Origin of the sequence: Microbacterium sp. (genome assembly GCF_039812165.1) — a bacterium.
Lineage (GTDB): Bacteria > Actinomycetota > Actinomycetes > Actinomycetales > Microbacteriaceae > Microbacterium.
In genome coordinates, this window is record NZ_JBDIAB010000088.1 from 1 (window position 1) to 11,242 (window position 11,242).

11 protein-coding genes are annotated in these 11,242 nt (G+C 70.5%); 10 read left to right on the forward strand and 1 reads right to left on the reverse strand.

The genetic code is table 11. The features are described 5' to 3' along the window. The first annotated feature begins 408 nt into the window (after window positions 1–408). The 4 genes from WML84_RS08600 (at window position 409) to WML84_RS08615 (ending at window position 3,650) form a co-directional block, all read left to right on the forward strand. Window positions 409–807, forward strand: coding sequence for a TOBE domain-containing protein (locus tag WML84_RS08600; protein WP_347345732.1), 399 nt, complete (start codon window positions 409–411; stop codon window positions 805–807). Further along, window positions 804–1,583 carry a molybdate ABC transporter substrate-binding protein gene (gene modA, locus WML84_RS08605; protein ID WP_347345733.1) on the forward strand — a complete coding sequence of 260 codons (780 nt, stop codon included), beginning with the start codon at window positions 804–806 and terminating at the stop codon, window positions 1,581–1,583. The genes WML84_RS08600 and modA overlap by 4 nt, the downstream gene beginning before the upstream one ends. A gap of 44 nt (window positions 1,584–1,627) precedes the next feature. Continuing rightward, window positions 1,628–2,389: an ABC transporter permease gene (locus tag WML84_RS08610; protein ID WP_347345734.1), complete on the forward strand. Its 762-nt coding sequence runs from the start codon at window positions 1,628–1,630 to the stop codon at window positions 2,387–2,389. Window positions 2,390–2,522: 133 nt separating this feature from the next. After that, window positions 2,523–3,650 carry an ABC transporter ATP-binding protein gene (locus tag WML84_RS08615; protein WP_347345735.1) on the forward strand — a complete coding sequence of 376 codons (1,128 nt, stop codon included), beginning with the start codon at window positions 2,523–2,525 and terminating at the stop codon, window positions 3,648–3,650. 19 nt (window positions 3,651–3,669) lie between these two features. Here WML84_RS08615 and WML84_RS08620 read toward each other — a convergent pair whose 3' ends face one another. Further along, window positions 3,670–4,332, reverse strand: coding sequence for a histidine phosphatase family protein (locus tag WML84_RS08620; RefSeq protein WP_347345736.1), 663 nt, complete (start codon window positions 4,330–4,332; stop codon window positions 3,670–3,672). A 115-nt stretch (window positions 4,333–4,447) separates the two neighbouring features. On the opposite strand from WML84_RS08620, the gene WML84_RS08625 reads away from it, so the two are divergent. From WML84_RS08625 to WML84_RS08650, 6 genes are all read left to right on the forward strand, one after another. Beyond that, entirely contained in the window at window positions 4,448–5,107 is a 660-nt protein-coding gene (locus WML84_RS08625; RefSeq protein ID WP_347345737.1) for a TetR/AcrR family transcriptional regulator, read from the forward strand. A gap of 171 nt (window positions 5,108–5,278) precedes the next feature. Continuing rightward, the gene (locus tag WML84_RS08630) at window positions 5,279–6,793 is read left to right on the forward strand and encodes an ABC transporter substrate-binding protein (protein WP_347345738.1); all 1,515 of its coding nucleotides are present in this window, start codon (window positions 5,279–5,281) and stop codon (window positions 6,791–6,793) included. 63 nt (window positions 6,794–6,856) lie between these two features. Beyond that, window positions 6,857–7,798 carry an ABC transporter permease gene (locus WML84_RS08635; RefSeq protein ID WP_347345739.1) on the forward strand — a complete coding sequence of 314 codons (942 nt, stop codon included), beginning with the start codon at window positions 6,857–6,859 and terminating at the stop codon, window positions 7,796–7,798. 8 nt (window positions 7,799–7,806) lie between these two features. After that, a complete protein-coding gene (locus WML84_RS08640; RefSeq protein ID WP_347345740.1) occupies window positions 7,807–9,567 on the forward strand; it encodes a dipeptide/oligopeptide/nickel ABC transporter permease/ATP-binding protein in 1,761 nt (586 codons plus the stop codon). Next, window positions 9,564–10,409 (forward strand): ATP-binding cassette domain-containing protein, encoded by an 846-nt coding sequence (locus WML84_RS08645; RefSeq protein WP_347345741.1) that lies wholly within the window; start codon window positions 9,564–9,566, stop codon window positions 10,407–10,409. Before WML84_RS08640 ends, WML84_RS08645 begins: the two co-directional genes overlap by 4 nt. Then, window positions 10,409–11,128 carry an MgtC/SapB family protein gene (locus tag WML84_RS08650; RefSeq protein ID WP_347345742.1) on the forward strand — a complete coding sequence of 240 codons (720 nt, stop codon included), beginning with the start codon at window positions 10,409–10,411 and terminating at the stop codon, window positions 11,126–11,128. Before WML84_RS08645 ends, WML84_RS08650 begins: the two co-directional genes overlap by 1 nt. The last annotated feature ends 114 nt before the right edge of the window (window positions 11,129–11,242 follow it).

Here is an 11,242-nt window from a genome sequence, read left to right on the forward strand (position 1 = left end):
AGCGCCGCGACGGGCTCGACGAGGGGCGGAAGGGGCATCTGCTCAGCGTAACCCCGACCCTTCCGGCGGGCTCCGGCGAGGGGCGTGATTATCCCGGCGCTCCGGCATCCGCCCCCGCCGGAACCCCGTGCCCTGCCGGCATCCGCCGCGGCCGGCATCCGCCCCCGCCAGGCATCCGCCCCCGCCAGGCATCCGCTCCCGCCGGAACCCGTACCCTGCCGGCATCCGCCTCACCCGCGCCCCAGATCAGGAGATCTGACCGGGACAGGACCGTTTCCCGCGGATCGTCCTGTTGCCGTCAGATCTCCTGATCTGGTGGGATGCCGTGGCGCGGTCGAGCAGGCCGGTTCCCGCAGGTGCGGAATAAGCCCGGCGACGTCTCCGAAGGTGCGGTGTAGCGTCGACGGCATGGAGAACTACCGGCTGTCCGAGGCGGCACGGCTGCTCGGCGTGAGCGACGACACGGTCCGGCGCTGGGTGGATCACGGCATCCTGCCCACGACCGGCGAGACCCCCGCGACCATTCCCGGCGCCGCGCTCGCCGCGCACGCGGTCGAGCTGGCCCGCGCCCCCGGCGACCCCACCGACGTGCTCTCGAGCGCCCGCAACCGCTTCGTCGGCCTCGTCACGCGCGTGCAGGTCGACGGCGTGATGGCGCAGGTCGACATCCAGGCCGGCCCGCACCGCGTCGTCTCGCTCATGTCGGCCGAGGCCGTGCGCGACCTGGCGCTGGAGCCGGGATCGCTCGCCGTCGCCGTCATCAAGGCCACCAACGTCATCGTCGAGACCCCGAGGAGCGTCAGATGAGAATCCGCCACGCCGTCGCCGCTGCCGCCGTCGCCGCCGCGCTCGCCCTGACCGGGTGCAGCGGCGGAAGCGCCGCACCGACGCCCACGCCCACCGCCACCGACGAGGACACCCTCGACGGGACCCTCACGATCTACGCGGCCGCGTCGTTGAAGGCATCCTTCGACGAGCTCGCCGAGGACTTCGAGAAGGCGCACCCGGGCGTCGACGTGCAGCCGATCGTCTATGACGGCTCGAGCACGCTCGCCGCGCAGATCCTCGAGGGCGCGCCGGTCGACGTGTTCGCGTCGGCCGACGAGGCCAACATGGACAAGGTCGCCGCGTTCGTCGAGAGCCCCGAGCTGTTCGCCACCAACACGCTCGTCATCGCCGTGCCCGAGGGCAACCCCGCCGACGTCCAGGATCTCGACGACCTCCCCTCGGTCACGACCGTGCTGTGCGCGGTCGAGGTGCCGTGCGGCGCGGCGTCGCAGAAGCTCCTCGACCTCGTCGGCGTGAGCGTGACCCCGGCGAGCTTCGAGCAGAACGTGACGGCGGTGCTCACCAAGGTCGAGTCGAAGGACGCCGACGCGGGTCTGGTCTACGCGACGGATGCCGCCGGCAGCGACCTCGTGGAGGCGATCGTGCCGCCCGAGGCCGGCCAGGTCGTCAACCGCTACCCGATCGGCGCGCTGACCGGGAGCGGCAACCCCGACGCGGCGAGCGCGTTTGTCGCCTTCGTGCTCGGCGCCGACGGGAAGCGGGTGCTCGCGGCGCACGGCTTCGGCGCCCCGTGAGCCGCCGGGCGAGGACGGGCGGCTTCGTGCCGCCCGTCCTCGCCGTGCCTGCGGTCCTGGGGCTGGCGCTGCTGGTCGTGCCGCTGTCGGCCCTCGTCGGGCGCGTCGACTGGTCGACGCTGTGGAGTGACATCACCTCGCCGGTGGCGCTGTCGGCGCTCGGCCTGTCGGTCGCGACCGGGACCGTCGCCACCGGTGTCTGCGTCGTCCTCGGAGTCCCGCTCGCCCTCCTGATCGCACGCAGCGGGCCGCGCGTCGCGGCGGTGCTGCGGGCCGTGGTCACGGTGCCGCTCGTGCTGCCCCCGATGGTCGGCGGCGTCGCGCTGCTGTTCCTGTTCGGCCGCAGCGGCTGGATCGGGCAGGCGCTCGCCGACGTCGGGCTGCGCCTGCCGTTCACCACGGCCGCCGTGGTCGTGGCCCAGTCGTTCGTCGCGCTGCCGTTCCTCGTCCTCGCGCTGGAGGGGTCGCTGCGGACCACCGGCGTCGGGTACGAGCAGACCGCGGCGTCGCTCGGTGCGGGGCGCTGGACGATCCTGTGGCGCGTGACGCTGCCCCTGGCCGCGCCCGGGCTCATCGCCGGCGTCGTGCTGTGCTTCGCGCGGGCGGTCGGCGAGTTCGGCGCCACGGCGCTGTTCGCAGGCAACGCCCCCGGGGTCACGCAGACCATGCCGCTGGCGATCTACACGGCCTTCAACGGCTCCGGCGTCAGCCAGGGAACGGCCGTCGCGCTGTCGCTCCTGCTGCTGGTCACCGCGATCACGGCGCTGCTCCTCGTGCGGGCCTGGCGTCCGGGGGCTCTCCGGTGACGCGCGGGCTCCGGCCGGCACGGCGGCGGAGATCGGGGCGGACGCGCCGCGCTCGTGTGCTCGCACACGGCGTGTCGGCGACGGTGTCCGCCATCGCGAGCGGCCACGAGGCCAGGCGGGAGGGGGTGACGTGATGCCGCGAGGGGAGGCCGCACGGGAGGACGCGGCATCCGTCGCCCTCGACGCCGACGTGCGGGTCGATCGCGGGGCGTTCCGGCTCGACGTGCGCCTGCGCGTCGGCCGCGGCGAGACCGTCGCGATCATGGGGCCGTCCGCGGCGGGCAAGTCGACGCTGCTGCACGCCATCGGGGGGCTCGTGCGGCCGACCTCGGGGAGCGTCCGGGTGGGCGGGCGCGTCGTGTCGGGGCCGGCGGGCGAGGTGCCGGTCAACCGGCGCGGCGTCGTGCTGCTCGGGCAGGACCCGCGGCTGTTCCCGCACCTGTCCGCGCGCGACAACATCGCGTTCGGCCGGCGGGCCCGCGGCGCGAGCCGCGGCGTCGCACGCCGCGAGGCCGACGAGTGGCTCGCCCGCGTCGGGCTGCCCGAGGCCGGCGACCGCCGACCCGCGGCCCTCTCGGGCGGTCAGCAGCAGCGCGTCGCGCTCGCGCGCGCCCTCGTCACAGAGCCGGTCGCGCTGCTCCTCGACGAGCCGCTCACGGCGCTCGACCAGGTCACGGCCGACGGCATCCGCTCGCTGCTCGCGGCGCACCTGCGGCGTGCGACGACGCTGATCGTGACCCACGACGCCGTCGACGCGGCCGCGCTCGCCGATCGGCTCGTGATCGTCGAGAGCGGGCGCGTCGCGCAGGAGGGCGCGGTGCGCGACGTGCTCGCGTCGCCGGCGACGCCGTTCGCCGCGTCGATCGCGGGGCTGAACCGCGTGGTCGGCGAGGCGCGCGGGGGAGCCTGGACGGCCGGCGGCATGACGCTGACGACGCCCGATCCGGCGTCGGCGGCGCTGGTGCGCGAAGAGGGGCGTGCGCTCGCGGCAGTGTTCCGGCCCGGCGCGGTCCGGATCGCCCGGGCGGATGCCGGTGCGCCGGATCCCGCCGCGACCGGACCCGGCCGGTGGGTCTCACGTGTGTCGCGGCTGGAGCAGACCCCGGCCGGGGTCCGCGTGCACACGCGGTCGCCGGACGTCGTCGCCGACGTGCCCGTGGAGGCGGTGACCGCGTTCGGCCTCACTCCAGGCACGCCCGTGATGCTGGCGGTCGCCCCGGACGACGTCCGTCTGGTCGCGGCCGACGCCGTCGAGCGTTGACCGGTTGCGCCGGCATCCGTCAGCGGACGATGGAGAGGACGCTCCTCGACGAGGCTCCGTGGGCACGGATGGAGGCGGAGCCGTCGGCGGCGTACTCGACGAGCGAGAAGGTCGCGTTGCCCTGGCCGTGCCCGAAGTCGAAGTCCGGATCGGCGAGAGCGGCGGCCACACCGATCGTCATCCCGTGGGTCACGACGAGGACGTCGCCGGACCGGTGACGTGCGCGGATGTCGGCGATGGCCGCGTTCACCCGCGACGCATACTGCGCGCCGCTCTCGCCGCGCTCCAGAGCCGGGTGATCGCCCCGCAGGAGGCCGCGCATCGCGACGAGCGGGTCGGCCGAATCGGTCAACGAGCGGAGTGCCTCGATCATCTCGACGTTGGGGCGCGCCTCCCACACGCCGAAGTTGAACTCCTTCCAGCGCCAGTCCCGCACGACGGGCATGCGACCTTCGAGGAGCATCTCGGCCGTGTCCACGGCGCGCTCGCTGGAGCTGGCGTAGACGCCGCTCCATTCGATCTCGCGGAGCTCGTCGGCGAGAGCGGTCACGCCGCGGCGTCCCTCGTCGGTCAGAGGGGAGTCGCACCAGCCCTGAGCGAGCCCGAGCTCGTTGAACAGGGTCTGCCCGTGCCGCACCATCCAGAGTCGGAGGGTGTCGTCGTGCGTCTCGTGCTGATCCATGGCGCTCCTCGCTGTCGTGAATAGTTTAGCAGATACAACTATTCAATCCCCAAAGAGCCTTCCGTTTGTGTGGTCGACGTCGCATCCGGCACCGTTCTCGCGACAGAATGAGTCCATGGACGAGCCCACTGGCAAGCGAGGTCCCTACCGCGTCGGGATCGAGCGACGCAAGGCGATCATCGAGCAGGCCGCGGTCACCTTCGGGGAGAACGGCTTCCACGCCGGGACGATGCGCGATGTCGCCGAACGCGTCGGAGTCTCACCGGCTGCGCTCGTGCGGTACTTCTCCAGCAAGGAGGAGCTCCTCATGGCGGTGATGGACCACTATCTCTCCGAGTGGCGCGCCTATGTCGATCGCCAAGCCGGCCCCAATCGTCGCGGGCTGGCATACGTCCGCGGGATTCCGCGGGTGGTGGAGTACTTCTCCCTGCATCCGGGCGTGACTCGGCTGCACGCCAGTCTGATGTCGGAGGGGGCGACGGTCGGGCATCCCGCGCACGCGTACGTCGTGCAGAGCTACAGCCGGACGCACGCGTCGTTCACCCGCCACGTCGGCGAGGCCGTCGACGACGGCGACATCCCGCAGTTCAGCCCCGACGAGATCGAGCGGGAGGCGGCGCAGATCGCGCTCGCGTTCCACGGAGCCGTCGCTTGCGCCGCGTTGCAGGCCGATCTGCCTCCGGGTGTGGTGGGGCCGCCGGTGGTCGAGGTGTTCACGGCGTTCATCGACGCCACCGTCTCGCGATGGCAGGCCGCTCGTGCTCTCGGTGCGTGATCATCGCTGAACGAGTGCACCGGACAACGAATAGTTGACGATAGTTTACGATTCGTGTAGCTTCAGGGCGAAGTCAGGGTCCCTCCGGAAGTGATGTCCACCCACGGGCGCGGCACCTGAAGACGGTGTCGTCATCTGGCGGCATCGCCCGACCGATGGAAGGACACCCCCTTGCGCAAGCTCTCACTCGCGTCTGTGGCCGTTCTCGCGCTGTTGCTCACGGGATGTGCCGGAGGCTCCGGCTCCTCCGGCGAGACGGACGCGCCGAAGGCCGCGACCCTCCGCCTCGCAGCGACCAGCTCGAACAACAGCTTCGACACCTCTCAACTGCAGACGGGCAACCTCGTCCAGTACTGGCAGCCCGTCTACGACACCCTCCTGCTGCTCGACACGGACGCGAAGCTCCAGCCCAACCTGGCGACGGAGTGGGAGTACGACGACACGAACACGACGCTCACGCTCACCCTCCGCGATGACGTCACCTTCACCGACGGCGAGAAGTTCGACGCCGCCGCCGTGAAGGCGAACATGGAGCATCTCCGCGACGGAGGAGGCAGCAACTCGTCGATGCTCGCATCGGTCAGCGGCATCGAGGTCGTCGACGACACCCACGTGGCCGTCACCCTCACCGAGCCCGACCCGGGTCTGACCAACTACCTGACCACCGTCGCCGGCGCCATGGCGAGTCCGGCCGCGCTGACCGGCGAGAGCATCGCGACCGAGCCGGTCGGTTCCGGACCGTACGTGTTCGACGCCTCGAAGTCTGTCGCCGGCGCGACATACGTCTATGAGCGCAACGACGACTACTGGAACGCAGACGCGTTCCCCTACGACGGGCTCACCATCACGGTGATGGAGGAGACCACGGCTCGTCTCAACGCGCTGCGCTCCGGAGAGATCGACGGCGCGCTCCTGGACGCCAAGTCGGCGACCCAGGCGGAGAGCGCCGGCCTCACGCTCAACGTCCACCGACTCGACTGGCAGGGCCTGATCCTGGCCGACCGCGACGGCAGCAAGAACCCGGCGCTCGCGGACGTCCGTGTGCGACAGGCGATCAACCACGCGTTCGACCGCGAGACGTTCGTCGAGAAGGTCCTGCTGACGCGCGGTCTCGCCAGCACGCAGATCTTCAACGAGCAGAGCGCCGCCTTCCTCGCGGAGCTCGATGAGCGCTACCCGTACGACCCGAAGAAGGCCAAGCAGCTGCTCGCCGACGCCGGTCACCCGGACGGCATCACGATCGACATGCCCTCCATGCCCGCCTTCGCAGCGACCAACGACATCATCGAGCAGCAGCTCGCCGACATCGGCGTCACCGTCAACTGGACGAAGGTCACCGCCGAGTCCTACATCCCCACCGTGCAGACCGGTGACTACGCGACGTTCGTCATGCAGCTGAGCTCGGGCAACGAGTGGCGCGATGTCTACAAGTCCGTGAGCCCCGCCGGCCCCTGGAACCCCCGTCACTCGACCACGCCCGAGATCGCCGCGCTGATCGACGCCGCGGTCGCCGCGACGAGCGAGGACGAGTACGTGGACACGCTGCACCAGATCAACGAGTACATCGTCGAGAACGCCTGGTTCGCGCCGATCGCCTTCGCCGACACGATCTACGCGACCCGCAGCGGCACATCGGTGACGCCCCAGCCGCAGAACGTCGTCCCGGCGATCCGCAACTACTCCTGAACCGGCCCGGGCCGGGGCGGATCACCGCCCCGGCCCGGAGCCCCGACCCTCAAAGGAGGCAGCATGATCGGGTTCATCGCCCGCCGGCTCGCCGGCGGACTCGTGCTGATGCTCGGAATCTCCTTCATCGCGTTCGCCCTGGTCTTCGCCGGCGGTCAGCACGCGGCGCACAGCATCCTCGGGCAGGACGCGGACGCGGCATCCATCGCCGCGAAGGAGGCGGAGCTGGGCATCGACCAGCCGTTCCTCGTCCAGTACTGGAACTGGCTCTCGCGTGCGCTCACCGGCGACTTCGGACACTCCTGGTTCAACTCCGAATCGGTCATGGAGCTCGTCGGAACCCGTCTGCCGGTCACGCTCTCGATCGTGACGGTGGCGGTGCTGCTCACCGGGATCGTCAGCGTCGTGCTCGGAATGACCGCGGCGATCCGCGGCGGCGCGGTCGACCGCATCATCCAGGTCGTGAGCGTCCTGGGGGTCGCCCTCCCGAACTTCTGGATCGCCATCGTCCTCGTCGTGGTCTTCGCGATCGGGCTCGGCATGTTCCCCGCCACCGGCTACGTGCCGCTCGCGGACTCTCTGTCGGGGTGGCTCGCGAGCATCACCCTTCCGGTCGTGGCCCTCCTGTTCGCGGGGATCGCCTCGACGGCCCAGCAGATCCGCGGCGCCACCATCGACGTCCTCGAACGCGACTTCGTCCGCACGCTCCGTGCCCGCGGTCTCGGCGAGCGCGCTGTGATCGTCAACCACGTCCTGCGCGCGGCGGCCGTTCCGGCCCTGACCGTCCTGTCGCTGCAGTTCATCGGCACGATCGGCGGCGCCGTCGTGATCGAGAAGGTCTTCGCCCTCCCCGGATTGGGCCTGCTCGGGGTGAACGCGACCATTCGCGGCGACATGCCCGTCATCATGGGCGTGCTCATCGTCACCGCGGTCATCGTGATCGTGGTGAACCTCGCCATCGACATCATCAACGGCTGGATCAACCCGAAGGCGAGGCTCGCATGAGCACGGCGATGCTGGCAACGGAACTCGACCAGACGACGGCGCCGCTGCGACGTCAGGGCATCGTGTCGCGGATCCTCCGCAATCCCGTGGGTGTCACAGCCCTCGGCATCCTGGCTCTCATCGTGCTGGTGGCCGTCCTGGCGCCGTGGATCGCCCCCAACCCGCCCGGTCGTGCCGACCTCAACATGGTGAATGCGCCCGTCGGCACCGGCACCTACCTCCTCGGCGGCGACAACGCCGGTCGCGACGTGCTCAGCCGGCTGATCTTCGCCACCCAGCTCACCCTGCTCGGAGCGCTGACCACCGTGCTCGTGTCGCTCGTGCTCGGGGTGGCGCTGGGACTCGTCGGCGGCTACTACCGAGGGCGCTTCGACGCCGTCGTCGGCTGGGTGAGCGACCTGATCCTCATCCTCCCGAGCAAGATCGTGCTCGTGGCGTTCTTCGCCGTCGTCGGACCGAACACCATGGTCACCATGGCGGTTCTGGGCGTCATGGTCGCACCGTCGTTCTACCGGCTGGTGCGCAATCTGGTCATCGCCGTGCGCAAGGAGCTGTACATCGACGCCGCGCAGGTCTCCGGCCTTTCCGACGTCCGCATCATCGGACGGCACGTGCTGTTCGCCGTGCGCGCGCCGATCGTCGTGCACGCGGCCACGATCGCGGGGCTCGCGATCATCCTTCAGGCCGGACTGGAGTTCCTGGGCCTCGGCGACCCCGACTCCCCGACATGGGGCGGCATGCTGCAGGATGCCTTCACCGCGATCTACTCGGATCCGCTTCTCATGGTGTGGCCCGGCGTCGCGATCGGTGTCACCGTCGGCGCCCTGATCCTGCTCGGCAACGTCGTGCGCGACTCGTTCAACCCGCAGACACACGTGCGTCGCCGCGTCGGCGCGACGAAGGGGCAGCGGATGTCGCCCGCAGACGACGTCGCGGTACCGGTGGACAGCATCTGCCACGTCTCCCGCCTGACGGTCGGCTACGCGCAGCACGACGGCTCGTTCAAGGAGGTCGTCACCGACGTCGGCTTCGACGTGCGGAAGGGCAAAGTCCTGGGCCTCGTCGGAGAGTCCGGCTCCGGCAAGACGCAGACGTCCCTGGCGATCCTCGGGCTGCTGCCGCGCGGAGGGACCGTGCTCTCCGGCTCCATCCGCTTCGAAGGGCGGGATCTGCTCGCTCCCGGCGCGGTGAGGTCGGTCCGTGGACGCCGCATCGCTTACATCCCGCAGGAGCCGATGAGCAACCTCGACCCGAACTTCACGATCGGGCATCAGCTCATCGAGCCGCTCCGCGCCGCGAAGGGCATGAGCCGCGCCGAGGCGAGGACGACGTCGCTGCGTCTTCTCGAGAGCGTCGGCATCACGGACGCCGAACGAGTGTTCCGGGCCTACCCGCACCAGATCTCGGGCGGGATGGCCCAGCGCGTGCTCATCGCCGGCGCGATGTCGTGCGACCCCGACCTGATCATCGCCGATGAGCCGACCACCGCTCTCGACGTGACCGTCCAGGCCGACATCCTAGAGCTGCTGCGGGAGCTGCAGCGCGAGCGCGGTCTCAGCATGATCCTCGTCACGCACGACTTCGGCGTCGTCGCGGACCTCTGCGACGACGTCGTCGTCATGCGCGACGGCAGGGTGATCGAGATGGGCACGGCCGAGGGCATCTTCGAGGATCCCACCGACGAATACACCAAGACGCTGCTGGCATCGACGCTCGACGGAACCCCGGCCCGAACGACGATCGACCGCGAGAGAGGAGCGGGAGCATGACCGACTCGCGCGAAGACCTGCTGGACGTGACGGATCTCTCGGTCGCCTTCCCCGGACGCGGCTGGCGCGCACCGAGCGTCGAGGTGCTGCACGGTGTCTCGCTGTCGATCAAGCCCGGTGAGACGATGGGGCTGGTCGGCGAGTCGGGCTCCGGGAAGACCACGCTCGGTCGCGCCGTGCTCGGACTCGCTCCGGTGACCGGAGGGACGATCACCTTCGACGGAAGGCAGATCCAGGGCATGAGCAAGGCGCAGCGGCGCGGTCTGGCCGCGGACCTTCAGGTGATCTTCCAGGATCCGTACTCGTCGTTGAACCCCGCGATGTCGATCGGCGAGATCCTCGCCGAGCCCCTGCGAGCGCGCGGCGTGCCGCAGCGGGACGCAGTGGCTCGCATCCACGACCTGCTGCACGCGGTCGGCATGCCGGCGGGATCGGCGCTGCGCTCGCCGCGGGAGTTCTCCGGCGGACAGCGTCAGCGCATCGCGATCGCGCGCGCGGTCGCCCTGGACCCGAAGCTGATCGTGTGCGACGAGCCCACCAGCGCGCTGGATCTGTCCACCCAGGCGCGCGTTCTCGACCTGCTCATCGAGATGCAGGAGAAGACCGGCGCGGCATATCTGTTCATCTCCCACAACCTCGCCGTGGTGCGCCGGATGTGTCATCGCGTCGCGGTGATGTATCGCGGTGAGATCGTCGAGGAGGGCGACTGCGAACAGGTGACCGGCGACCCCCGGCATCCCTACACGCAATCGTTGCTCATGGCGGCGCCCGTGCCGGATCCGGTGCGGCAGGCCGAACGACGTGCGGCACGGCGGCGCCTTCGCGACGCGGCTGCAGCCTGATGCAGTTCGATCACGAGTCGCTCGAGCTCCTCGTCCGGGTTGCCGTGGCGCTCGGTCTGGGCGCGGCGATCGGCCTGGAACGGCAGTGGCGCTCGCGCATGGCGGGTATGCGCACGAACACGCTGGTGGCGGCGGGATCCGCGCTCTTCGTCGTGCTCGGCGGCTTCAGCTTCGGCAGCGAGGTGGCCGATCCGACGCGGGTCGCCGCACAGGTGGTGTCGGGCATCGGCTTTCTCGGTGCGGGCGTCATCATGCGCGAGGGCCTGAACGTCCGGGGTCTCAACACGGCCGCGACGCTCTGGTGCTCGGCGGCGGTGGGGTCGCTGGCCGGCGCGGGGCTGTTCCTGCTGGCTCTGGCCGGAGCGTTCGGGGTGATCGCGACGAACACGGTGCTGCGGCCCCTGACTCGTGCGCTGCTGCGCACGCGTGAGCGCGCGTCGACGGAGTCGGACGAGTACACGTTCGAGGTCGTCGCGGGGGAGAAGAGCGAGCATATCGTCCGGGGCCTCCTCGTGCAGTCGATCGCGAACGCCGACATGACCCTGCGCGCCATCACGGCGTCGAAGTCGCGTCAGGAGTCGGTGACGCTGCGCGCCGAGCTGGCGGCCCCGCCCGGCGCACGAGTCGACGTGCTGGAGCGTATCGTGCAACGACTGGGGCTCGACCCCAAGGTGCGTTCGGTGCGCTGGTGGAACGAGACCGGCGAGGAGGACGCCTAGGGCGTGTTGATCAAGTCTGATTTGATCCAGATGAGCGTGGTGGCGAGGCTGACTGCAGCTCGGTAGCTGCGGAGGAGCTTGTCGGAGCGCATCGCGATGCCGCGCCACTGCTTG